Genomic DNA, 22509 nt, shown 5'->3' on the forward strand with positions numbered 1-22509 from the left:
CTGTGCCATCCCTGCGTCGCCGCGCCTCGGACACGTCTCCGGCATAGACGGTAGTACGTGCGAGGGGGCGCGCGGGGGCCATATGACACAGAACTCGCCCAACAAAGGTCCTGTATGCGGACATATCACCCAAGTTGCGGGCGAAAACTCTGAGATCGCCCGCCTCCGGGGCCGCGTTCAGCGGCGGTCCCCCGCCAGTTCCAGGGCCCGGCAGGCCGCCAGCACCCGGGCGTCGGCATGGCGGGGGCCCACCACCTGGAGCCCCACCGGCAGCCCCGCCGAGGTGAACCCGCACGGCACGCTCGCCGCCGGCTGCTGGGTCATGTTGAACGGGTGGCTGAACCCCGCCCACACCGTCCACCGCTCCCCCGCCAGACCCGGCGGGCACTCCCGCCCCGCCTCGAACGCCCCGAACGGCGCCGCCGGGGTGAGCAGCAGGTCGTACTCGGCGTGGAAGCGGCCCATCCGGGCGCCCATCTCCATCCGCAGCGCCATCGCCGTCAGGTAGTCCTGCGCCGAGTAGGCCAGCCCCTCCTCGATGATCTCCGCCAGGCCCGGGTCGAACAGGTCGCGGTCGGCACCGGTGACGTGTTCGGTGGCCTTGGCCGCGCCCGAGTACCACAGCACGTGGAACTCCGGCCGGGCGTCGGGCAGGCCGGGGTCGGCCTCCGTCACGTGCGCGCCCAGGTCGGCCAGGGTGTCGGCGGCGGCCGCGACGGCCGCCGACACCTCCGGGTCCACGGCGAGCCCGCCCAGGGTCGGGGAGAGCGCGACGCGCAGCCCGCGCACCAGGTCCTCGGGGTCGGTGCGCAGGCGCACGTCGGCCAGGCCCGGCTCCGGCGGGGCCAGCGCCGCCCAGTCGCGGGGGTCCGGGCGGGCCATGGTCTCCAGCATGAGCGCGGTGTCGCCGACGGTGCGGGTCATCGGCCCGGTGTGCGCCAGCGAGCCGAAGGGGCTGGCGGGGAAGTGCGGGACCAGCCCCCAGGTGGGCTTGATCCCGACGATCCCGCTGAACGCGGCGGGGATGCGGATGGAGCCGCCGCCGTCGGTGCCGGTGGCCATGGGGACCGCGCCCGCGGCCACCGCGGCGGCCGAGCCGCCGCTGGACCCGCCCGGTGTGGTCGCCGGGTCCCACGGGTTGCGGGTGACCCCGGTGAGCGGGGAGTCGGTGACGGCCTTCCAGGCCAGCTCGGGTGTGGTGGTCTTGCCGACGAAGACCGCGCCGGCCTCCCGCAGCCGGGCCACCGCCGGGGAGTCCTCGTCCCAGGCGCCGGAGCGCGGGGAGGTCAGGGAGCCCTTGAGGGTGGGGTGGCCGCGCAGCAGGTGGACGTCCTTGACGGCGACCGGCACCCCGTCGAGCGGCCCCAGGGGCTCCCCGCGCTCCCAGCGGGCCGCGGACTCCCGGGCGGCGGCGCGGGCCTCCTCCGCCAGGACCAGGCAGAAGGCGTTGAGGACGGGTTCGGTGCGGTCGATGCGGGCCAGGGCCGCCTCGACCGCCTCCACCGGGGAGGCGTCCCCGGCGGCGTAGGCGGCCAGGAGGTCCTCGGCGGACGCGGCGGACGGGTCGGCCACCGGACCGGTGTGCGCCCGGGCGCCGACGGGCGCCGATGCGGCCGCGGCGGTCGAGTCGGAACGGATCGTCACTTCGGCCTCCCGGTAGGGGCTCAGCCGGGTACGTAGCCCCGGCGCTTGTCGACGACGTTGCGCGGTTCGCGCCCGTCGAGGTAACGGGAGAGTTCGTCCAGGAACAGGTCGACCAGCGCCTCGCGCCAACCGATCACGTCCCCCGCCATGTGCGGGGAGACCACCGAGCCCGGCAGTCCCCACAACGGGTCGATGGCCTTGAGGGGCTCGCGCTCGAACACGTCCAGCGCGGCCCCCGCGATGACGCCGGAGTCCAGGGCGACGACCAGGTCCGACTGGTCGACGACGGGGCCGCGCGCCACGTTGATGAGCCGGGCGGTCGGCTTCATCAGGTGCAGGAAGGTGCGGTCGACCAGGCCGCGGGTCGCGTCGGTGAGCGGGGCGGCGACGATCACGTGGTCGGCCGCGGGGAGCTCGCCGAACAGGGTCGGCTCCCCCTGCGGTCCGCGCTCGGCGGTGCTGGAGAGCACCACGTCGCCGAAGTCGGGGTCCCCGGTGCGGGCGCGGCTGCCCGAGGCCCGCACCCGCACGCCCACGGCGGTGAGCAGGCGGGCGGTGGCGCGGGCGATGGGGCCGGTGCCGACGATGAGGGCGCGCGAGCCCGCCACCCGCTCGGTCTCGCGGTGCTCCCAGCGGCGTTCGCGCTGGTACTCCAGGGTCCGGGGGAGGTCCTTGGCGAAGGCGATGACCAGGCCCAGGACGTATTCGGCGATGGGCTGCTCGAAGACCCCGCGCGAGTTGGTGACCACCACGTCGGACTCGACCAGGCCGGGGAACATGAGGTTGTCGACCCCGGCGGTGGCCGCGTGGACCCGGGCCAGGGAGTCGGCCTTGGGCCAGGCGGCGGCCAGGGCCTCGGAGAACAGGTCCCAGACCAGCAGGAAGTGCGTGCCCGGCAGCTTGGCGGAGAAGTCGTCGGCGGTGGCGTACACGACCTCGCCCAGGCCCGGGTGCCCGTCGATCCGCTCCCGACCCGGCGGCAGGTCGTCGCCGTGCAGGATCAGCAGCCGGGGGCTGTCGGGTGGGGAAGGGGCGGCACTGTTCACGGGCCTCGCGCTCTCCGGTCGGCGTCAGGGAAACGCTGGCGGGGCCCACGGCGGTCCCCGCACGGGCCACGCTAGAAAGCGGACGTGGGATTGTCAACAATCGACAAACCGGTGCCCCTCCGACGATCCGGACGCCCCGATCCCGCCCCGACCTCCTTCTTGTATCGGGAGAGCCCTGGATCGTAAGATTGTCGACAATCAACAACCCGGAGGATCCCCGGGTGCCCGGACACCGTCCCGCCGGTCCCGACCCCGTCGCCCGGCCGCCACCGAAGGGACCCCGAACCCCAGTGCCCAGGTACATGAGCATCACCCTGCCCCTCCGCGGGGTGTCCTGTGTCGCGGAACTCCTCGAACAGGACGCGCCGCGCACCTGCGAGGCGGTGTGGGAGGCGCTGCCCCAGGGCGACGCCGTCCAGCACGCCAAGTACGCGCGCAACGAGGTCTACACGATGGTGCCGAGGTTCGCCGAGGTCGAACCCGGCCTGGAGAACCCCACGGTCACACCGATCCCCGGCGACGTCGTCTACTTCTCCTTCGACGGGGGCATGCTCGACCGCGCCTTCAAGGAGGACAAGGGGATCGGCCACCTGCCCGGGGTCATCGACCTCGCCCTCTTCTACGGCCGCAACAACCTGCTGCTCAACGGGGACGTCGGGTGGGTGCCAGGCAACGTGTTCGCCACCGTCGTGGAGAACCTCCCCGCCATGGCGAAGGCGTGCGACGACGTCTGGCGCTCCGGCAGCGTCGGCGAACGCCTCGTCTACGAACGACTGGACCGCTGACGGCACCCGCGCGGCGGGCCACGACAGGAAGAACCGAGGAGGTGAGCGACCGATGCTCGTCCAGGAGCCCTTCGACGGACCGGCGGCCGAACGCCCGACCCCGCTGCAGACCGGGGTGGGGATCGTGGCGCCCTACGATTTCGCGCTCGACCGCGAGCTGTGGCGGTGGACGCCCGACGACGTGTCCCTGCACATGACGCGCCTGCCCTACGTCCACGTCCCGGTGACCGTGGACCAGGCGGCGGCCCTGTGCCTGCCGGAGGGCGTCACGCCCGCCGTCCGCGCGCTGCTCACCCCCGAGCCCTCGGCGGTCGGCTACATGTGCGCCTCCGGGAGCTTCGTCCACGGCGCCGCGGGCGAGAGGGAGCTGCGCCGGACCATGGCCGAGGCCGGCGCGCCCGCCGCGGTCACCACCTCCGGCGCGCTGATCGAGGCGCTGGCCCTCCTGGGCGCCGAGCGCGTCGCCGTCGTCACGCCCTACGTCGACGAGGTGACCGACCGCCTCCTGGGCTACCTGGGGGAGCACGGCGTCGGTGTGACCTCCAGCGTGGGCCTGGGGCTGCTGGAGCACATCTGGCGGGTCGCGTACGACGTGATCGCCCGCGCGGTCCACGAGGCCGACCGGCCGGAGGCGCAGGCGGTCTTCGTGAGCTGCACCAACGTGCTCACCTACGACATCATCGCCCCCCTGGAGAGGGAGCTGGGCAAACCGGTGGTCACGGCCAACCAGGTGACCATGTGGGCGCTGCTGCGCGCCGTGGGGCGGCGCCCGGTGGCTCTCGGGCAGAGCCTGGCCGAGACCGCGGCGCCCAGCGCCGCATGAACCCGTGGCGGGAGGCCACAGTGAGGAGGACACCATGACCCGCGTCGGATTCCTCTACCCGGGGCACAGCGCGGAGAGCGACTACAAGGCCTACGAGGGCCTGCTCGGCGGCGGCGTCGAGCTGCCCGTGGTGCACACCCTGATGCGCGAGGACGCCCACCGCGTGGACGCGCTGCTCGACATCGGCGGCGAGGACGTACTGGCCGAGGGCGCCCGGGAGGCGGCGGCGCTGGGGGTGGACGCCACCGTCTGGGCCTGCACCAGCGGGAGCTTCGTGTACGGCCCGGAGGGGTCGCTCCGCCAGGTCGAGTGGGTCCGGCGGGCGGCGGGGACGCCGGCGTCGAGCACCTCGTGGGCCTTCGTGCACGCCCTCGTCGGGCTGCGGGTGTCCCGGGTGGCGGTCGCGGCCACGTACCCCGAGGACGTGGCCGGCCGGTTCGTCGGCTTCCTCGCCGCGGCGGGGGTCGAGGTGGTGTCCCTGGCCAGCCACGGCATCGCCACCGCCGCGGAGGTCGCCCACCTCGACCCGGACGAGGTCGTCGACTTCGTCATCTCCAACGACCACCCGCGCGCGGGGGCCGTGCTCGTCCCGGACACCGCCCTGCACAGCGCGCACCTGATCGAGCCGCTGGAGGCCCTGCTCGGCAAGACCGTGCTCACGGCCAACCAGGTGAGCGTCTGGGAGGGGCTGCGCCTGGCCGGCGACGCCCGGCCGCGGGCGAACGGTCCGGGGCGGCTCTTCCGTACCGGGGCCGCCGAGGTCGCGAGTATGCTGCCGCAGGTCTGATCCCCGGGCGATCCGCGTGCCCGGAGGTCGGCGAGAACATCGAAAAGGAGGCGGAACATGCCCGCCCACGGTCAACTCACCCCCGTTCCCCGCAGGTCCACCGCCGAACTCATCGCCGAGCAGCTGCGCTCGGCGATCATGTACGGCTCGCTCGCCCCGGGGGACCAGCTCGGCGAGGCCGACCTGGCCGGGAGGCTGGGGGTGAGCCGCGGCCCCCTGCGCGAGGCCATGCAGCGGCTCGTCCAGGAGGGCCTGCTGCGCAGCGAGCGCCACCGCGGGCTGTTCGTGCGCGAGCTGACCCCGGACGACGTGCGCGACATCTACGTGGCGCGGCTGGCCGTGGAGCGCACCGCCTGCGAGCTGATCATGCGCGGCAACCGGGGCGAGGCCGTCGCCCGGCTCACCCCGGCGGTGCAGCGCCTGGCCGAGGCCGCCGCCACCGGCGACCGGCGCGCCATGAGCGACGCCGACCAGGAGTTCCACCGGACCCTGGTGAGCTGTTCCGGCAACGGCCGCCTGGAGCGGATGGCGCAGACCCTGCTGGTGGAGACCCGGATGTGCCTCACCGTGATGCAGGAGGTCTACCCCGAGCCCGCCGAGCTGCTGGAGGAGCACCGGCGCCTCCTCGACGCCATCGCCGACGGCGCCGAGGAGCGGCTGCTGCACCTCATCGAGACCCACATGACCGACACCGTCGCCCGCATCAACAACGGCGCCCCGCCCGCCCCCTAGGAACGGTCGGCGCCGCCGGACGCCTCCGCGCGGCGCAGGCGGTCGGCGGCGTCGAGGGCCGTGAGGCGCTCGTACTCGGCCGGAGAGATGAGCACGCCCTGCGGTCTGCGGTAGGCGCCGACCACGATCGGCTCGTGCCCGGGGTCCGCGGACAGCTCGGCGAGGAGTTCCGGCAGGCGGGTGCGGGCCTCGGCGACTCCGAGGACGGTGGGGATCTTCGCGCTCATGAATGAATTGTACAAGAAGTTGTACAACTCTCCACGGGCGAAGATCCCCCGCGCGTTCAGAGGCCGCCGATCCCCACGTACTTGGTGTCGAGGAACTCGTCGATGCCGACGCGGCCGCCCTCGCGGCCCAGGCCGGAGTGCTTGACGCCGCCGAACGGGGCGGCCGGGTTGGAGACCACGCCCTGATTGAGGCCGACCATGCCGGTCTCCAGGGCCTCGCTCACCCGCAGCGCCCGGTTGAGGTCGCGGGTGTAGAGGTAGCTGACCAGGCCGAACTCGGTGTCGTTGGCGGCGTGCAGCGCCTCCTCCTCGGTCTCGAAGGTGAGCACCGGGGCGACCGGACCGAAGATCTCCGTGGTGGACAGCTCGCTGGCGAACGGCACGTTCGCCAGCACCGTCGGCCGGTAGAAGTGGCCCGGGCCGTCGCCCGGACCGCCGCCCACCAGGACGGTGGCGCCGCGTTCGACGGCGTCGTCCACCAGGTGCTGCACCTTCTGGCGGGCCTTGTCGTCGATGAGCGGGCCCACGTCCACCCCGTCGTCCAGGCCGCGCCCCAGGCGCAGGGCGCCCATGCGCTCGCTCAGCCTCCGGGAGAACTCCTCGGCGATCCCCGCCTGGGCGTAGATGCGGTTGGCCGCCGTGCACGCCTCGCCGATGTTGCGCATCTTGGCGAGCATCGCGCCGTCCACCGCCGCGTCCAGGTCGGCGTCGTCGAACACCAGGAAGGGCGCGTTGCCGCCCAGCTCCATGGAGGTGCGCAGCACCTGGCCCGCGCTCTGCTCCAGCAGGCGTCGGCCCACGGCGGTGGAGCCGGTGAACGACAGCTTGCGGATGCGGCCGTCGCTGAGCAGCGGCTCGGTGACCGCCCCCGGGTCGGTGGTGGGGATGACGCTCAGCACGCCCTCGGGCAGCCCCGCCTCGGCGAGGATCCCCGCCAGGGCCAGCGCGGACAGCGGCGTCTGGTGGGCGGGCTTGAGGACCATGGTGCAGCCCGCGGCGACGGCCGGGCCGATCTTGCGGGTGCCCATGGCCATCGGGAAGTTCCACGGGGTGATGAGCATGCACGGCCCGACCGCCTGGCGCATGATCAGGAACCGGGACTTGCCGTCGGGCGAGGTGGCGAACCCGCCCTCGACGCGCACCGCCTCCTCCGAGAACCAGCGCAGGAACTCGGCGGCGTAGGCGATCTCGCCGCGCGCCTCGGCCAGGGGCTTGCCCATCTCCAGGGTCATGAGGACGGCCAGGTCCTCCTGGCGCTCCATGAGCAGCTCGTAGGCGCGGCGCAGGATCTCCCCGCGTTCGCGCGGCGCCGTGCGCGCCCACGACGGCTGGGCCCGGTGCGCGGCCTCCAGCGCGGCCAGCGCGTCCTCCTTGCCCGCGTCCGCGACGGTGCAGAGCACCTCCCGGGTGGAGGGGTCCTCCACCTCGAAGGCCGCCCCGGACGCGGCGTCGCGCCAGCGCCCTCCGATGAACAGGCGCTTCTCCACCTGTGCGACGACCCGTGCTTCCCGATCCGACATGTTCACAGCTCCCGGTTCTCCATCGTGCGGGCCCCGCGGCCGTGCGCCGGCCCGGTGCCGTTGGGTCAGACCTGCCCGGCGTGCGCCCCCTGGACACCGCCGCGGCCGGATGTTTCCATAGCCGTGTCGATTGTCGACAATCCTACGGAACCGCGCGACAACGAAACGAGGCATCGCATGGCGGAGCTCTCCCCTGTCCTCAAGCAGGCCACTCCGGTGGTCGCGGCACGAGGCGAGGGCGCCCACATCTACGACGAGGACGGCCGCCGCTATCTCGACTTCACCGCCGGCATCGGCGTCACGAGCACCGGCCACTGCCACCCCCGGGTGGTGGCCGCCGCGCAGGAGCAGGTGGCCACACTCGTCCACGGCCAGTACACGACCCTGCTGCACCGCCCGCTGCTGAAGCTCACCGAGCGCCTGGGCGGGGTGCTGCCCGCCGGGATCGACCGGCTGTTCTACGTCAATTCCGGGAGCGAGGCCGTGGAGGCGGCGCTGCGGCTGGCCCGGCAGGCCACCGGGCGCCAGAACGCGGTCGTGTTCCAGGGGTCGTTCCACGGCCGGACCATGGGCGCGGCGTCGCTCACCACCTCCGGGACCAAGATCCGCGCGGGCATCGGGCCGCTGGTGCCCGGGGTGGTCGTCGCCCCCTTCCCCTACGCCTACCGGCTGGGGATGTCGGAGGCGGACGCCGTCGCGTACGCCCTGCGGGAGTTCGACGAGCTGCTCATCACGGTGACCTCGCCGCAGGACATCGCGGCGGTGTTCATCGAACCGGTCCTGGGCGAGGGCGGGTACGTCCCCGCCCCCGACGCCTTCCTCCAAGGGCTGCGCGAGCGCGCGGACGCGCACGGGTTCCTGCTGGTCGTCGACGAGGTGCAGACGGGGTTCGGGCGCACCGGGACGTTCTGGGGGCACGAGCCCTCCGGGATCGTCCCCGACATCGTCATCACCGCCAAGGGCCTGGCCAGCGGGTTCCCGCTGTCGGCGATCGCCGCGCCCGAGGCGGTCATGGCCAAGGCCTGGCCCGGCTCCCAGGGCGGGACCTACGGCGGCAACGCCGTCTCGTGCGCCGCCGCGCTGGCCACCCTCGACGTGATCGAGGAGGAGGGGCTGGTGGACAACGCCGCCCGCATGGGCGAGCGGCTGCGCCAGGGCCTGGAGAAGGTGGCGGCGGCCTCGCCGCTGATCGGCGACGTGCGCGGCCGGGGGCTGATGCTGGCCAGCGAGTTCACCACCGACGGCCGCCCCGACGGCGCCGCGGCGCTGCGTGCCCAGCAGGCCGCCGTCCGCAACGGGCTGCTGCTGCTGACCTGCGGTCCGGCGGGGAACGTGGTGCGGATGATCCCGCCGCTCATCGTCGACGGCGAGCAGGTCGACGCGGCGCTCGCCGTCTGGGAGGCGTCGGTGGCCGAGGCCTCGGCGTAGCCGGGGCGGGGGCGGGTGTCAGGCCATGAGCGCGAGGTCGACCAGCATGAAGAACCCGAGCCCGAGCGGGACCAGGACGGCGAACACCGCCAGCGCCCGCGCCCGGCCCGCCCACCCGCTCCCGCCCAGCAGCAGGGGGACGGCCAGACCCAGCAGTGCCTGGGACCAGGCCGTCCCGAGCATGTGCGTGAAGTGCTCCCAGTTCGCGAGCTTGAAGACGCCCTCGGCGGCCAGGACCGCGCCGAGCAGCCCCACCGCGGCCGCCCGCCACCAGCCGTCCCGGTTCCGCCACACGGCCCCGGCCAGCCCGAACACCGGCCCGGACAGCGCGCCGCAGGCCATCCACACCAGCGGCGCGTGAAGGTCCTGGGCGCCCAGCCACAGCAGCGAGGCGGATCCGTAGTAGCCGATCACCGCCCCCCACTGGGTGAGCAGCCCGGCCACGGCGCACGCCCACGGGCGGGCGGCGGCGCCGGCCGCCCCCGCGGCGAACGCGGCGGCCGACCAGACCGCGGCGGAGTTGCCGAGCCACGCCACGGCGTCGGGCAGCAGGCCCTGGGCGACCATGGTGGCGAGGCCGATGATGAGGCCGCCCATCCCGGACAGGAGGAGCAGGGCCCAAAGGGGGACCGCCCGCTCGGGGGCGGGGTCCTGCACGGGCGCGGTTTCGGTGCTCATACACGGCCTATCGCGTCCTCCCCGCCCACTGGTTCCCGGTCCCGAACCGTGTGCACCGGCTGCGCACCGCCCCTCCCCGGCCATGGCGCCGGTCCGGGAGATCTGGCACCATGGCGGCCATGACCACACCCCGAAAGGCCGATGCCGCGTAGACGGCCGGGAAAGCTGCGTGAACGGCAGCCGGAGATCCGCTTCTGGGAAGACCCTCCCCCGGTACGGATCCGCGGGCTCTCCGCCCGCACCAGCCTTCTGATCCATCGGGGCGAAGGGCTCTCGAAGGACCCCTACCTCTTTCTCGGCGCCACGAGCCGTGCCCTGCGCCGTTACAGGGCGTTCTCGTCGCCGCCGGGAAGGCGCCCCCGCTATCCGCAGAACGCCCTATGTTCGTGCCGCGGCTGCTCCTACGACGATGTGAGGCACGCCCGCGACGTCCTCGACGCGGTGATGCGGGAGCTGCCCCGCAGGGCCCGATCCGAACTCGGGCGCCGTGTGGCCGCCTTGGACGCCCTGTACCTCCGAAGGACTCTGCCGGACCCGTTCGCCCACGACCGCCAGTGGCGTGCCGATCTCTGGTGGCGGCGGCGCCTCTCCAGCGCCTGGGAGGGCGGGTGAGGTCCGCCCGTCGGCCGTTCGCGTCGCCGGGGCCGCCGAAGCCGTGGACGCCGCCCGGACGCGGATGCCCGCGGTCCGGCCCGTGGGCGGTGAACGTGCGATGCGGCCCTGACGGGGCCTTCGCGCGGGGCGGCACAAAAGAAGCCGCCCGCCCTGGTCTCCCAGGTCGGGCGGCTTCTCCACTGTCTCATGGTGGCGCACTCGGGAGGATTCGAACCCCCAACCTTCTGATCCGTAGTCAGATGCTCTATCCATTGAGCTACGAGTGCAGGTTGTTCAGTTGTCGTCGCCCTGGCGGACCGTGTCCTCCCTGGCGACGTCTCCGACTCTATCACGGTGCAGGAGTGGCTTCGCGCCATTTATGCGTGTGACCCCCGCCATCCGGGCCCGGCGCCGCGCTCGGGGCGAAGGGGGCCGGGGCCCGGTCGTCGACCGGGCCCTTCGGCGGGTGCGGCCGGGGGCCGGTCAGGAGGCGTCGGCCGTGGCCGGGGCCTGCCAGGCGAAGCCGTCCGGGTCGGCGCAGGAGCCGATGTCGCCGCCGATCAGCAGACCGTGCGGGCCGCTGCCCTGCGGGTCGACGCCGATGGTCTTGGCGAGGGCGCGGCACCGGTAGAGCGACAGCTTGACCGAGCCCGGGTCGGTGGCGAACTCCGCGTAGGAGCGGCCGAAGCTCTTGGACACGGTCAGGCCGCGGCCGGCGTAGAACTTCTTGGTGGCGGCCACGTCCTCCACCCCCAGCAGGAGCACGACCTCGTCCACCTTCCCGGTGGCCGGCCCGGTGTTCTTCTTGGCGGAGGTGGCCAGCTGCCAGATCGCCCCGTCCGGGGCCTGGACGATGCCGCCGTATCCCCACATCGACTTGGCGGCGGGCTTGAGGACCGTGGCGCCCGCGGCGAGCGCGGACTCGAAGAGGACGTCGACGTCGGCGGGCTGGGACGTGATCAGCGACAGGGTGAACCCGCGGAAGCCCGAGGCGGGCTCGGCGGCGGTGCGCGTGCGGACCAGACCGCCCAGGTCGAAGGCGGTGGCGTAGAAGCGGTCGGCGGCCTCGGTGTCGGCCGCGTCGAGGGTGATGGAAGCGATGTTCGTCATGGTCACAACGCTAGAAGCCGGCCCCCTCCCGGCGCTTCTCGATTCCTGACCGGTCGTCCGGCGGCTCCTTGGGCCACCCCTGGCCGCGCGCACGGCGGGGCGGTGCGAGAACGTGGGTCCACGCCGTTCGTGTGACCCCCGTCGCACACGGGCGCGCGACCCCCGGATGCGACGGGAACACAGGGAGAGACATGTCCACACCAGCCACCGTGATCATCTCCGGAGCCCGCGTGTTCGACGGAGAGGGCTTCCTGCCGCGGGCGGACGTCGCGTTCGCCGGGGACACCGTGCTCGAGGTCGGCCCGGACCTGGCCGCCCGGTACCCGGACGCGCGCACGGTCGACGCGACCGGCAGCACCGTCCTGCCCGGCATCATCGACCTCCACGTGCACATGACGACACAGCACGCGGGCTCGCTCAACGCGTTCGCCGAACCGTTCTCGCTCCAGTTCTACAACTCGGCCGCGTACCTGAAGCGCACGCTGGAGGCCGGGGTGACGACCGTGCGCGACGCGGGCGGCACCGACCTGGGGGCCAAGGTCGCCGTCGAGTCGGGTGTCATCCCCGGGCCGCGGCTGCGGATCGCGGTCACGATCATGAGCCAGACCGGCGGGCACGGCGACACGCGGCTGCCGTCGGGGGCCGACGGACCGATGCTGGCCCCGCACCCCGGGCGCCCCTCGGGGGTGGCCGACGGCGTCGAGGAGGTCCGCAAGACCGTGCGCACGATCCTGCGGGCGGGCGCCGACCAGATCAAGATCTGCTCCACGGGCGGGGTGCTCTCACCCGCGGACGACCCGCGGCACTCCCAGTTCACCGAGGACGAGATCCGCGTGATCGTGGAGGAGGCCGCGGCGCAGGGGACCTACGTCATGGCGCACGCGCAGGGCAGCGAGGGCATCAAGAGCGCCCTGCGGGCCGGGGTTCGCTCCATCGAGCACGGCATCTACCTCGACGAGGAGGCGATCGGGCTCTTCCTCGATCGGGACGCCTACCTCGTGCCGACGCTGGCCGCCCCGCTGGCGGTGATCGAGCGCGCGCAGCAGCCGGGTTCGGGGTTGTCCCAGGCCGTCATCGACAAGGCCCATCGGGTGGTGGACACGCACCGGGAGTCGGTGGCCAAGGCGATCGCGGCCGGGGTGAAGGTCGCCATGGGCACCGACTCGGGGGTGGGCCCGCACGGGGCCAACCTCCAGGAGCTCGCTCTGCTGGCCGACCTGGGCATGGGCCTGGTGGACGTGCTGCGGGCGAGCACGTCCGTGGCCGGGGAGCTCATCCGTGGGGCGGAGGTCGGCCGGCTGGCGCCGGGGTACGCCGCCGACGCGGTCGTGCTGGACGGGGAGCTCACCGAGGCCGACCAGCTGGCGCTGCTGCCGTCGCTGGTGCGGCAGGTGTGGAAGGACGGGGCGGAGGCGTTCACCCGGTCCTGACGGCGGGGGCCGGGGCGTCGTCGAGCCAGCGGCCGTCGCGCATGAGCGTGCGCCCCGGCATCTCGTTCACCTCGCGCCAGGCCTGGACGCGGTGCGGCCGGATCAGGAAGTACCCGTATCCGTCCAGTTCGCGCGGGTCGAACCCGGTCCGCTCCGCGAACGCGTCCCCCGTTCCCGGCGGGAGGCCGGCGAGGTCCGCCCGTGCGACGGTGCCGTCGATCATGACGACGTCGCGGGTGGGGCCGAGGCCGACCCGCACCCGGCCTCCGGCCGACAGGTTGCGGCCGGTGACCGAGGCGAGGGACGTGGAGACCAGCAGCGCGGAGCCGTCCCACAGGTAGGAGAGCGGGAGGAGGTGGGCGCCGTCCTCTCCCGCCGTCGCGAGCCAGAGGTCGATGTCGCCCTCCAGCCTCGCCCGGGTGTCCCGGATCCTGTCCCGGAGGCTGCGCGGCGGCGTGTTCGTCAAGGTTCTCTCCCCGGTTCCGGGTCGGGCCCCTCCCTTCGGGGAGGGGCCTGTCGTTCGTGTCGGTCGAAGGCGCGGCGCCGGCCGGGCCTCAGGTGGCCGGCGGCCCCGGGGGCGGCTCCGTCCGGCGCCTGACCGGCCGCGTGACCTGCTTGGCCACGCACTGCGGAAGCCCCTGCGCCGAGTCGGCGGCCGCGGTCCGGTAGGCGCTGGGCGACATGCCGAACAGCTCGGTGAAGCGGGTGCTGAAGGTTCCCAGCGACGAGCAGCCGACCACGAAGCAGACCTCGGTGACGCTGAGGTCGCCGCGGCGCAGCAGGGCCGCCGCGCGTTCGATGCGGCGCGTCATCAGGTACGAGTACGGGGACTCGCCGTAGGCCTGCCGGAAGCTGCGGCTGAGGTGGCCCGCGGACATGTGCGCGCCGCGGGCGAGCTCCTCGACGTTGAGCGGCTGCGCGTACTCCCGGTCGATCCGGTCCCGGACGCGGCGCATCAGGGCGAGGTCGGCCAGGCGCTGCGCCTCGGCCCGGGCGTCGCCCCAGGCGGGACGGCACATGGGGGCTCCTTTCCGCCGGTGTCCGGCTCAGCGGACCTCTTGGACGCGGACCAGGTTGCCCGCGGGGTCGCGGAAGGCGCAGTCGCGCACGCCGTACGGCTGCTCGGTCGGCTCCTGGACGACCTCCGCGTCCTGGGCCTGCACCTTGTCGAAGGTGCCGTCGAGGTCCCGGGTGGCCAGCAGGATCCAGCCGTAGGTGCCCTTGGCCATCATCTCCGCGATGGTACGGCGCTCGTCCTCGCTGATCCCGGGATCGGCGGCCGGGGGCGCCAGGAGGATCGACGTGTCGGGCTGGCCGGCGGGTCCCACGGTGATCCAGCGCATCCGGCCCTGGCCGACGTCGCTGCGCACCTCGAAGCCGAGGATGTCGCGGTAGAAGGCCAGGGACGCGTCCGGGTCCTCGTGCGGGAGGAAGCTGGTGTGAATCGTCAGGTCCATGGCGTCAGACTAGGCCCGCTGCTCCGGGCCGCGCTTCTCGATTCCTGACCGGCTCCGGCCGGAGCGCGGCGGCGGGGGCTCGAGCGATTCCCCGGCCGGGTGCGCCGGAGCGGTCCACCGCCGTCCCCGGGAGCGCCCCTCCCGGCGGGGACGCCCCTCCGGTGTTCGGCGTCGAGCGCGGTAAGGAGTTCCGTGCCGCGGGGTCTGACCGGGTGCGGGCCCGTCCGGGCCCGCACCCGGCGGGTCAGAGGTCGACCCGGAAGAGGGTGGTGGTGCCGGAGACCTCGTTGGCGACGGCCAGCAGCGGCGTCCCGGGGATCGGCGAGTCCTCGGCCGCGATGAACGTCAGGCCCTCGGGTCCCAGGTCCAGGGCCTCGGGGGTGCCCGGCTCCGCGGAGAAGTCGCGGTTGTTCACGTAGTCCACGAAGGAGGCGCCGGCCGGGTCTGTGACGTCGTAGATCATGATGCCGCCGACCCGCTCCAGGCCGATGAAGGCGTAGACGCGGCCGCCGGCCTCGCCGAGGGTGAGGCCCTCGGGCTCGGGGCCCTTGTCGTCGCTGCGGCCGTCGAACTGGTTCTCGGTGTGGTTCGAGTTGAAGAAGTCCGGGTTCTCCTCGGCGATGACGCGCTCGAACTCGGAGCCGGAGTCGAAGACCAGGTCGCCGCCGGTGGTGAAGATCGAGAAGGAGCGGCCGCCGAAGGAGTACAGCTCGTCGTGGCAGTCCGCCCCCTCGCGAAGGCCCTCGGCGGCCGAGACCGTCAGGCGGCCGAGGGCCTCGTCGCGCTGGAGGTCGGCGGTGGTGAGGCCGTTGGCGTCGAGGTAGGGCCGCAGGCGCGGGGAGTCCTCGCACAGTTCGAGGTCCTTGACGCGGGCCTCCTCCGAGTAGCCGTCCCAGTCGCGGACGTCGCCCTCGTTGGCGGTGACCAGGAGGCTGCGGCCCCGGTGGCGGTACATGTCGAAGCCGTCGGGCTGGTACATGCCGTACACCGGGACCCCGCGCAGGTCGATGCCGCCGTCGCGGTTGGAGGGGTCCAGCTCGTTGCCCGGCTCCAGGTGGTCCTTGACGCCGAACGGGACGATGTCCGTGACCTCGGCGGTGCGCAGGTCGACCACCGCGAACGCGTTGGCCTCCTGGAGCACCACGTGGGCGCTGTAGGCGGTGTCCGCGACGATGTACTCGGGCTCCAGGCTGCGGGCGACCCGGCCCGGGGTGCCCGGCTCGCCGGTCGACAGGTCCGGGCCGAACACCCGGACCCCCTCGGGGAGCTCGCGGTCGCCGTCCCAGGCGCGGAAGTCGGCGGTGCGCACGTCCCGCTGGGTGACCGCGGCCGGGCGGCGGTTCACCTTGACGATGCTGACGGAGCCCTCGGGGTCGACCGTGTAGTCGTCGTTCGGCTCGCCCTCGTTGGCGACCAGGAGGAGGCGCCCGTCCGGGGTGAAGGTCGCCATGTCGGGCAGGGCGCCCACGCGCACGGCGTTGAGGGCGTTGCCGCGGGTGTCGTAGAAGACCACCCAACCGGGGTCGGTCTTGTCCGCGGCCTCCACGGCGACGGCGACGGTGTCGCCGTGGACCGCGACGGAGTTGGCGACCGCGCCCTCCTCCACCACGGAGCCGTCGGCCGCCCGGACGCCCGGGGCGACCAGGTCGAAGAGCTTGACCGGTGCGGCGGGGTCGGAGATGTCGAGGACTTCGACGGTCGCGGCCAGGGCGTTGACCACGTACAGGCGCTGGGTGCGCGGGTCGTGGGCGACGATCTCGGCGGCCGCCTGGTCGAAGGCGCCGGTGGAGTAGGTGCCGAGCGGGGCGAGGGGGGTGCCGTCGGCGTGTTCGTCTGCGTGGGCCGCCGTGCCGGTGAGGGCGACGGACAGGGCCGCCGCCACCGCCGTGGTCTTGCGCATGGTGGTTCCTTCCGGGGGACGGGCGCGGACGCGCCCGGCGGAAGCCAACCAGGTACGTCCGAACGGCCGGTGTCGCCCCGGTGAAGCGCCGGGGGTCAGGACCAGGTGAGACGGCGGGCGGTGGAGGTGTCCTCCAGCGGTGAGGCGCCGTAGTGGGTGGCCAGCAGGGCCGCGCCCGGTTCGGTGGAGGTGCGGATCGCGCGGGTCGGGGCGATCCAGTGCCCCCAGGCGTCCTCGAACGCCCGGAGGTGGGCGCGGTTGCGGCCGAACAGCGCCGGGACGACGTGGTGGACGACCGGGTTGTCCGGCGGCGTTCCGTCGAGGAGGGCGCGGGCGTTCGCCTCTGTCGGGGCGGGCGGCAGCGGCCTGGGGATCAGGTACCCGGGCTCGCCGAAGACCGGGCCGAGCAGCTCCTCCAGGGCGGTGGCGAAGTCCTCGGCGGCGTCGGGGAGGGTGAACCGGTACACGCCGTCGGTGTCGATGTGGACCCGCACCCCCGAGGCACCGGTCGCGGAACGCCCCATCCCCCGGAGGGTGTCGGCGACCGCGCAGGCGTAGCGGACCGCGTCGTCGGGTCCGGCCGCCTCGGCGATCAGTTCGCGGGCCCGGCGCACGCGGGCGGCCCTCCGGACCCGGAACAGGACGGGTATCACGGCCGCGGTCGCCGCGGCCGCGAGCAGGAACCCGAGCGGTGCGATCCCCGAGAACACGACCAGCAGGACGATGAGGGCCGCCAGGGGCAGGACCGCGCCCGGGAACCCGGCCGGCAGCGCCCCGGACAGGCCGGCACCCGGCAGGAACACGCCCCGGTCCCCCGGCAGCACCCGGGGCGGGTCCGGCAGGGCGACGTCCACGCCGCGGACGGCGGGGGCGTGCCGCCTCCGCACGCGCAGGGTGGGGAGCAGGAAGTCCTCGTAGGGCTCGCCGAGGCGCCAGCGCTCGCGGGTGAGGTCGCGGCGCCCGATCCGGTCGAGCATGCGGCGGTTCAGCCCGCCGGGGTCGTCGGGCGGCGCGTACGGGGACAGGGAGGGGTCGATGTGGGCGACGCCGCTCATCACCTCGCCGTCGGCGTCCACGCCCAGGTAACCCTCGTGTTTGCGGACGAACCGGTCCCAGTCGGCGTCCCCGCGCGGGTGCTCGCCGGAGACGCACACGACCGTCCAGGTGTGCGCGGTCTTCTCCGGCCAGGACGGGTCCAGGCGCAGCGCGCGGCCGCGGCTCTGGACGACGGCGGTGGGCGTGGTCGCGGTGGTCAGGTCCACGACGGTGTTCACGCCGCGCGCGTCCCAGCCCTCGCCGAGCAGGGCGCGGGTGCCGACCAGGACGCGCGAGCCGCCGGACTCGAAGAACCGGGTGACGGCGCCCACCCTGACGCGGGGCGACCAGGAGCCCTCGATGTCGCACAGCCCGTCCGGGCGGTCGACGGCGGCGAGGTCGGCGCCGGGCAGTTCGGCGCGGGCGTACTCCAAAAAGACCATGGCCGTGCCCGGCGCCATGGCCACGGTGCGGCCGGTGAGCAGCACCGGGTCGAGGAGGTCGGTGCGGGGGTCCCCGGCCAGGGTGGTGAGCTGGAGCCGGGCCGATCCCGCGTCGGCGTCGAGGATGCCGCGCAGGGCGGCGGGCGGTCGAGACGAGGCGTGCTCGTGGTCGCACAGGACGAGCGCGCGCAGCCGCTCCCCCAGGGCCGCGTTCTCGGCGGCGAGGATCTCGACGGTGGCGTGGGCCTTGGAGTCGCTGCGGGCCAGCACCCGGTCCACCGGCGAGACGCCGCGCCGAACGCCGTTGCGGGTGAGGTGGTGGCCGATCGCGGGCAGGGCCGCACGCAGGCGCTCGCGGGCCTCGCGGTCGCGCTCGGAGGCGGTGTCCGGGGGCAGGCAGCGCTTGGCGTAGTCGTCGATGAGGGCGATCCAATCGGCCGCGGTCGGCGGGCGGCGGTGCGCCTCGAAGGGGCGGGCGCCCTCCGGGAGGTCGCACAGGCCGACGTGGTGCAGGCGCAGCACGGCGTCGGACAGGGCGGGCTCGGCCGCGGCGATCCGCGACCAGGGCACGCGCCCGCCCTCCGCGGCGTCCCGGTTCACGAACCGGGCGTCGATCCAGGGCAGCAGGTCGGTGGTGGCGAAGCCCGGCGTGAGCAGTTCGTCGCACATCCGGGAGAAGCGCTCGCCCTGGTCCTTGAGGTAGGCGAGCTCGGTGGGCGTGGGCGTGGTGAGGTAGGCCAGTTCCGCGAAGGGGGCGAGGTAGCCGGCGCGGACCAGGGCGGGGATGGAGGCCCCGGTGACGGGTTCGCCGAAGAGGCGGTCGACCAGGGCCCGCTCGGCGGCGGTGAGGTTCGTGGCCGGGGTCCCGGTCAGGCCGATGACGTGGGCGTCGGGGAGGTCGTCCAGGACCTCGGAGAGCAGGCGCCCCCACACCTGGAGCAGGTGGTGGCACTCGTCGAGCAGCACGGTGAGGGGGCCGGCGTCGTGCAGGGCCTCGACGAGCGCGCGGCCATTGGGGTGCAGCCGGTCGCGCACGGAGGCGCGGCCGCCGCCCTCCTCGTCGGTCTCGGCGTCGGGGTCGAACACCGCCAGGGACTGGTAGGTCAGGACGGTGACGTGGTGGGAGAGGTCGCGCTCGACCCCGGCGGTGCGGTCGTCGCCCTCGGGGCGCAGGGAGTCCCAGGTCCGGATCCACTGGCCCTGGATGGCGGTGTTGGGCACGAGGACGACGGTCCGGCGGTCGAGACGGCGGGCGGCCGCCAGGCCGACGAGGGTCTTGCCCGCGCCCGGCGGGAGAACGATCCACGTGCGCCGCTCCCCGGCCTCCCAGCGCGCGGCGACCGCCTCCAGCGCCTCGCGCTGGTAGGGCCGGAGGTCGGGGGGATCCGTGACTGGGGACACCCGTCCACGGTAGCGGCGGCACGCCCCACCCAGTGGGGCGAGGGGTGGCGGGGACCGCCGCGGGTCCGGAACGGCGGTACCGGAGACCGGCGTTCCCGTACACACGTCGCGGAGAACGATCCGAAGCGGTCGGCGCGGCCGGGGACAGTGGGCGGCGGCACCGGAGCACCACGACTCCGCGAATCCGAAGACCGACGCTCCCGTACACACGTCGCGGAGAACGATCCGAAGCGGTCGGCGCGGCCGGGGACAGCAGGTGGCGGCGCCGAAGCACCACGACTCCGCGAATCCGAAGACCGGCGTTCCCACGCACACCTCGGGGAGAGCGACCTCGGGGGCGCTCACGGACCCGGGGGCCCGGGATGGCCGGCGGGGCTGGGGTCAGCTGGCGGCGGCGTCGCGGACGCGGTGCCAGGCGGTGACCCAGCGGCGGCGTTCGGCCTCGTCCTCGCCGGCACAGGCGGTGACGAAGGCCATCAGGAACACGTAGCGGGGCAGCCGGTCCCCCTCCAGGACCTGGCAGAAGGTGGAGTGTTTGACGGCTCCGCCGCACAGGTACTCGAGCTCCCGGTAGGACCAGTCGCCGGCCCACACCACGTAGCGGCGCATGGTGAGGAGGAACTCGGCGGTGGTGCGGGCGTGCAGGGGGTTGGGGCGGTGCTCGTACCCGTCGATGTCGCGCAGGGGGCGCGAGCGCTCGACGGGGGCGGCCACGGGGGTGGAGAGGAGGCGGTCCAGCCATCCGGTGCCGCCGAGGGCGCGGTTCGGGCCGGTCGGTTCAAGGACGCCCGTGGGGGTCACTCCGCCTCCATTTCTTGTTCCGAGAAGGATCGTCAATCGCTGCTTCCGTGCAGGGGACACCTGGGGGTGCACAAGTGAACAGGGGGTTCAGAGAGAACACCGAAGCCGTGCGAGGACGTTGTGGAGTAACCCCGACTGTTCGGTTACCGGGAAATCTACCGGATGAACACGACAGGCGAAAGCGCCTGTGGCGTGGGCGTCCCGGCGTTCTCCGCCACACAGAGGTGTGACGCGCGGGGGTCTCTACGGAGACTCGGGAATTTTTCTCGACAAATCCATCGAATGTCATCTGAATCGCCGGGAGAAACGTCGTCGGCGACCAATGGGCGTGACGCACTTCCCACCTGGTGACACCACTCCCCTCCCCCAGTGGCCACTACGAGAGATATCCGAATACCCGGATTAAGGCCAACCGAAATGGCGATCGCGAGACCGCGACGGCGATCCGCCGCCGGAACGGCCGACGGGGCCGGGGCGCGGCCGAGGCTTCCCCCGCGCCCGCGGGCCGTCCGTGATCGCCTAGGGCGCAAGGCCCTCCGGTGTCCAGGACACGACGGTCGCGTCGTCGCGGACCTTGCCGCGGGGGTGGGCCCGCCCCTGCGGGTCGGCGTCCTCCAAGGCGCGCACCCGCTCGATCAGCGCCCCCGGCCCCTTGTCCGAAACCAGGGAGAAAGCCTGTCCCCAATCCAGGTCGCCGAAGACCTCCACCGCGCGGGTGGCGCCGTCGGTCATGAGCGCGAACCGGTCCAGGCGAGCCGTCCCGGTGAGCGCCTCGTCGGCGGCCCGCGGGTCGGAGCCCGCCGTCCAGAACCCGCCGGGGACACCGCGCAGCGCCCGGATCGCCCCCGCCGCCTCGCCGCGGCGGCGCAGCTCGGCCCGCAGGACGTCCAGCCGCGTGTCGGCCACCAGACCGACCCCGTTCACCTCCCGGACCACGCCGCTGCGCGCATCCGGCCCCGGGCCCCGTCCCGGTCCGGGCTCCGGCACGCCCCGATCGGGACGGGGATCCGGCGCCTCACCGGCGGGAGCGCGCGGCTCGGACCCCTCGCCCGGAAGGGGGCGGGGGTCGGCGATCAGGAGCACGGAGTCGGACAGCACCAGGTACTCCAGCCACCCTGGCCCGGCCATGCCCTCCGCCGGGGGCGCCCCGGTGCCGGGCCTGCCGTCCGGCACCGCCGCGCCGCTCGTGTCCGGGCCGGAGGGGTCGCCGCCGGGGTGGAGGCGGACGGCCACGACGGTGGCGGACGGGGTGTCCCGGTGGGCGAGGTCGCAGGTGTCGGCGTGCAGAGCGGCCGCCGCCCCGATCGCCTCGGCCAGCGCGGTGCGCGGCGGCAGCCCGGCGTCCATGCCCGCCAGCAGCAGGGCGCCCAGCCGCCGGACGTGCCGGGCCACCCCGTGGGAGCAGCCGTCGGCGCCGTCGGGCGGCCCGCTCACCCCGTCCAGCAGCACCGCGCAGCGCGCGGACACCGCGGCGAAGTCCTCGTTGGGGCGGTCGGCGCGGCCGGGCGCGGTGGCGATCAGGAAAGGCATCGCGGTTCCCTTCGCGGACCGGGCGGTCCCTCCGCCCGGCAGTCTGCACTCCTTCCCGCGGGCGTCGGCGGCCATCCCATCGGCGGATGAACGCCGCGGAACCGACCGCGGGCGGTCCGGCCACCGGTGCGATGGCCACCGGTAGGGCGGCCGCAGGGTGGACGGCCCCGGCTGGACTGCCACCGGCGACCCGCTCGGTCCGGGCAGGCGGCCCCGGGCGGGAGGGGCGTCGCCGGTAGTCCCCGGGACGGGGCGGGGCCCGCCCCGGGAGTGATCGGGGGCCGCGGGGCCGGGAGCGCGTCCCGGCCCCGCGGGCGTCCGCCGGCGGTCAGCGGACGACGACGGTGGTGCCCACCGCGATATGCCCCTCCTCCCGCAGCCAGTCCATGGCCGACAGGCTCACCCGCGCGCAGCCGTGCGAGGCCGGCTGCGCCGGCACGCTCGGGTACCCGTGGACGGCGATGCCGCCGTTGAAGTACATCGGCGCGTACAGCGCACCGTAGGGGCCCGGGTCCCAGCCGGACACCTGCCGGAACACCGTGTAGGTGCCGGTGGGGGTGACCGCGATCCGCTCGGAGCCGTCGGAGCCGAGGTAGGGCCTGCCGGATCCGGTGGAGGTGTTGAGCGTGTACTCCACCTCCCCGCCGGAGACCACCAGCAGCAGCTGGCGCTCCAGGTCGATCTCCAGCGCGTCACCGGAGGAGGTCGCCGATGGTCGGACCCCGTCGGCCAGGGCGGCCCGGGTGTCGGGGCCGACCACGCCGTCGCGGTCGATCCCGGCGGCCTTCTGGAGGGCGAGCACGGCCTGGGCGGTGTGGGGCCCGAACTCGCCGTCGGCGCCGTCGAGCCAGTAGCCGAGGTCGAGCAGCTGCTCCTGGAGCGCCGCGACGGCCCGCCCGGAGTCGCCGTTGCGCAGCTCGCGGACGGCGGCGTCGGCGGGCGGGGGAGCGAGCAGGAGGGCGCCCAGCAGCGCGGCGGTCAGCACCGCCAGGAGCCGGGCCGGTCGTCGGAGGAACGGGACGGAGGGTGTTCGGGGGGTTGCCATACGTCTCTTTTACCCGCCTGGGACGGATCATGGGGGATTTTCCACAGCCTGTGGAAAAAAGCGCGGGCCCGAAACCGGATCCCCGGCCGCGGG

General features: G+C 74.1%; 21 protein-coding genes and 1 tRNA gene. 7 read left to right on the forward strand and 15 right to left on the reverse strand.

All coding sequences use genetic code 11. The features are described from left to right. Window positions 1-177: 177 nt before the first annotated feature. Complete coding sequence (locus tag KGD84_RS31285; RefSeq protein ID WP_370634623.1) at window positions 178-1644, reverse strand: amidase; 1467 nt, start codon at window positions 1642-1644, stop codon at window positions 178-180. Between the two features lie 20 nt (window positions 1645-1664). Then, entirely contained in the window at window positions 1665-2690 is a 1026-nt protein-coding gene (locus KGD84_RS31290; RefSeq protein ID WP_220563890.1) for a D-2-hydroxyacid dehydrogenase, read from the reverse strand. A gap of 302 nt (window positions 2691-2992) precedes the next feature. Between KGD84_RS31290 and KGD84_RS31295 the strand changes: the two genes are divergently transcribed. The 4 genes from KGD84_RS31295 to KGD84_RS31310 are packed head-to-tail and all read left to right on the forward strand — an operon-like array spanning window position 2993 to window position 5817. Next, entirely contained in the window at window positions 2993-3475 is a 483-nt protein-coding gene (locus tag KGD84_RS31295; protein ID WP_220563891.1) for a DUF3830 family protein, read from the forward strand. 52 nt (window positions 3476-3527) lie between these two features. Next, complete coding sequence (locus KGD84_RS31300; protein WP_220563892.1) at window positions 3528-4298, forward strand: maleate cis-trans isomerase family protein; 771 nt, start codon at window positions 3528-3530, stop codon at window positions 4296-4298. 34 nt (window positions 4299-4332) lie between these two features. Next, window positions 4333-5085, forward strand: coding sequence for a maleate cis-trans isomerase family protein (locus tag KGD84_RS31305; protein WP_220563893.1), 753 nt, complete (start codon window positions 4333-4335; stop codon window positions 5083-5085). Window positions 5086-5142: 57 nt separating this feature from the next. Continuing rightward, entirely contained in the window at window positions 5143-5817 is a 675-nt protein-coding gene (locus KGD84_RS31310) for a GntR family transcriptional regulator (RefSeq protein ID WP_220563894.1), read from the forward strand. Here KGD84_RS31310 and KGD84_RS31315 read toward each other — a convergent pair. Both KGD84_RS31315 and KGD84_RS31320 read right to left on the reverse strand, forming a co-directional pair. Further along, window positions 5814-6044 (reverse strand): type II toxin-antitoxin system Phd/YefM family antitoxin, encoded by a 231-nt coding sequence (locus KGD84_RS31315; protein WP_220563895.1) that lies wholly within the window; start codon window positions 6042-6044, stop codon window positions 5814-5816. The two genes, KGD84_RS31310 and KGD84_RS31315, sit on opposite strands and share 4 nt — an antisense overlap. A 56-nt stretch (window positions 6045-6100) precedes the next feature. Continuing rightward, window positions 6101-7564, reverse strand: coding sequence for an NAD-dependent succinate-semialdehyde dehydrogenase (locus tag KGD84_RS31320; protein WP_220563896.1), 1464 nt, complete (start codon window positions 7562-7564; stop codon window positions 6101-6103). A gap of 177 nt (window positions 7565-7741) precedes the next feature. On the opposite strand from KGD84_RS31320, the gene KGD84_RS31325 reads away from it, so the two are divergent. Continuing rightward, window positions 7742-8992: an aspartate aminotransferase family protein gene (locus KGD84_RS31325; RefSeq protein WP_220563897.1), complete on the forward strand. Its 1251-nt coding sequence runs from the start codon at window positions 7742-7744 to the stop codon at window positions 8990-8992. 18 nt (window positions 8993-9010) lie between these two features. Here the strand turns inward: KGD84_RS31325 and KGD84_RS31330 are convergent, their stop codons facing one another. Then, entirely contained in the window at window positions 9011-9670 is a 660-nt protein-coding gene (locus KGD84_RS31330) for a DUF6518 family protein (RefSeq protein WP_220563898.1), read from the reverse strand. A 411-nt stretch (window positions 9671-10081) separates the two neighbouring features. On the opposite strand from KGD84_RS31330, the gene KGD84_RS31335 reads away from it, so the two are divergent. After that, window positions 10082-10282 carry a hypothetical protein gene (locus KGD84_RS31335; protein WP_220563899.1) on the forward strand — a complete coding sequence of 67 codons (201 nt, stop codon included), beginning with the start codon at window positions 10082-10084 and terminating at the stop codon, window positions 10280-10282. Window positions 10283-10475: 193 nt separating this feature from the next. Here the strand turns inward: KGD84_RS31335 and KGD84_RS31340 are convergent. Together KGD84_RS31340 and KGD84_RS31345 are read right to left on the reverse strand one after the other, a co-directional pair. Continuing rightward, window positions 10476-10551: transfer RNA gene (locus tag KGD84_RS31340), tRNA-Arg, on the reverse strand. Between the two features lie 196 nt (window positions 10552-10747). Continuing rightward, a complete protein-coding gene (locus tag KGD84_RS31345; protein WP_220563900.1) occupies window positions 10748-11374 on the reverse strand; it encodes a VOC family protein in 627 nt (208 codons plus the stop codon). A 191-nt stretch (window positions 11375-11565) separates the two neighbouring features. Between KGD84_RS31345 and KGD84_RS31350 the strand changes: the two genes are divergently transcribed. Beyond that, a complete protein-coding gene (locus tag KGD84_RS31350) occupies window positions 11566-12804 on the forward strand; it encodes a metal-dependent hydrolase family protein (RefSeq protein ID WP_220563901.1) in 1239 nt (412 codons plus the stop codon). Here KGD84_RS31350 and KGD84_RS31355 read toward each other — a convergent pair. The 8 genes from KGD84_RS31355 to KGD84_RS31390 form a co-directional block, all read right to left on the reverse strand. Beyond that, window positions 12791-13270: a pyridoxamine 5'-phosphate oxidase family protein gene (locus tag KGD84_RS31355; RefSeq protein WP_220563902.1), complete on the reverse strand. Its 480-nt coding sequence runs from the start codon at window positions 13268-13270 to the stop codon at window positions 12791-12793. The genes KGD84_RS31350 and KGD84_RS31355 overlap by 14 nt on opposite strands. 88 nt (window positions 13271-13358) lie before the next feature. After that, on the reverse strand, window positions 13359-13823 hold the full coding sequence (locus KGD84_RS31360; RefSeq protein ID WP_220563903.1) for a helix-turn-helix transcriptional regulator: 465 nt from the start codon (window positions 13821-13823) through the stop codon (window positions 13359-13361). Between the two features lie 27 nt (window positions 13824-13850). Continuing rightward, entirely contained in the window at window positions 13851-14261 is a 411-nt protein-coding gene (locus KGD84_RS31365; RefSeq protein ID WP_220563904.1) for a VOC family protein, read from the reverse strand. A gap of 244 nt (window positions 14262-14505) precedes the next feature. Then, the gene (locus tag KGD84_RS31370; protein WP_220563905.1) at window positions 14506-16161 is read right to left on the reverse strand and encodes a choice-of-anchor I family protein; all 1656 of its coding nucleotides are present in this window, start codon (window positions 16159-16161) and stop codon (window positions 14506-14508) included. Window positions 16162-16256: 95 nt separating this feature from the next. After that, on the reverse strand, window positions 16257-19040 hold the full coding sequence (locus tag KGD84_RS31375) for a DEAD/DEAH box helicase family protein (protein WP_255646914.1): 2784 nt from the start codon (window positions 19038-19040) through the stop codon (window positions 16257-16259). A gap of 381 nt (window positions 19041-19421) precedes the next feature. Continuing rightward, window positions 19422-19841: a hypothetical protein gene (locus KGD84_RS31380; protein WP_220563906.1), complete on the reverse strand. Its 420-nt coding sequence runs from the start codon at window positions 19839-19841 to the stop codon at window positions 19422-19424. 519 nt (window positions 19842-20360) lie between these two features. Further along, a complete protein-coding gene (locus KGD84_RS31385) occupies window positions 20361-21371 on the reverse strand; it encodes a hypothetical protein (protein WP_255646915.1) in 1011 nt (336 codons plus the stop codon). Between the two features lie 328 nt (window positions 21372-21699). Next, window positions 21700-22416 (reverse strand): L,D-transpeptidase family protein, encoded by a 717-nt coding sequence (locus KGD84_RS31390; RefSeq protein ID WP_220563907.1) that lies wholly within the window; start codon window positions 22414-22416, stop codon window positions 21700-21702. Window positions 22417-22509 lie beyond the last annotated feature (93 nt).

This window comes from Nocardiopsis changdeensis, from assembly GCF_018316655.1.
GTDB lineage: Bacteria > Actinomycetota > Actinomycetes > Streptosporangiales > Streptosporangiaceae > Nocardiopsis > Nocardiopsis changdeensis.

Excerpts from the sequence above, each read along its gene's own strand:
- KGD84_RS31390 (WP_220563907.1), bottom strand. The coding sequence starts at position 22,416 with ATGGCAACCCCCCGAACACCCTCCGTCCCGTTCCTCCGACGACCGGCC.
- KGD84_RS31365 (WP_220563904.1), bottom strand. The coding sequence starts at position 14,261 with ATGGACCTGACGATTCACACCAGCTTCCTCCCGCACGAGGACCCGGAC.
- KGD84_RS31315 (WP_220563895.1), bottom strand. The coding sequence starts at position 6,044 with ATGAGCGCGAAGATCCCCACCGTCCTCGGAGTCGCCGAGGCCCGCACC.
- KGD84_RS31385 (WP_255646915.1), bottom strand. The coding sequence starts at position 21,371 with ATGCCTTTCCTGATCGCCACCGCGCCCGGCCGCGCCGACCGCCCCAAC.
- KGD84_RS31325 (WP_220563897.1), top strand. The coding sequence starts at position 7,742 with ATGGCGGAGCTCTCCCCTGTCCTCAAGCAGGCCACTCCGGTGGTCGCG.
- KGD84_RS31345 (WP_220563900.1), bottom strand. The coding sequence starts at position 11,374 with ATGACGAACATCGCTTCCATCACCCTCGACGCGGCCGACACCGAGGCC.
- KGD84_RS31370 (WP_220563905.1), bottom strand. The coding sequence starts at position 16,161 with ATGCGCAAGACCACGGCGGTGGCGGCGGCCCTGTCCGTCGCCCTCACC.
- KGD84_RS31300 (WP_220563892.1), top strand. The coding sequence starts at position 3,528 with ATGCTCGTCCAGGAGCCCTTCGACGGACCGGCGGCCGAACGCCCGACC.
- KGD84_RS31310 (WP_220563894.1), top strand. The coding sequence starts at position 5,143 with ATGCCCGCCCACGGTCAACTCACCCCCGTTCCCCGCAGGTCCACCGCC.
- KGD84_RS31305 (WP_220563893.1), top strand. The coding sequence starts at position 4,333 with ATGACCCGCGTCGGATTCCTCTACCCGGGGCACAGCGCGGAGAGCGAC.
- KGD84_RS31320 (WP_220563896.1), bottom strand. The coding sequence starts at position 7,564 with ATGTCGGATCGGGAAGCACGGGTCGTCGCACAGGTGGAGAAGCGCCTG.
- KGD84_RS31330 (WP_220563898.1), bottom strand. The coding sequence starts at position 9,670 with ATGAGCACCGAAACCGCGCCCGTGCAGGACCCCGCCCCCGAGCGGGCG.
- KGD84_RS31295 (WP_220563891.1), top strand. The coding sequence starts at position 2,993 with ATGAGCATCACCCTGCCCCTCCGCGGGGTGTCCTGTGTCGCGGAACTC.
- KGD84_RS31360 (WP_220563903.1), bottom strand. The coding sequence starts at position 13,823 with ATGTGCCGTCCCGCCTGGGGCGACGCCCGGGCCGAGGCGCAGCGCCTG.
- KGD84_RS31350 (WP_220563901.1), top strand. The coding sequence starts at position 11,566 with ATGTCCACACCAGCCACCGTGATCATCTCCGGAGCCCGCGTGTTCGAC.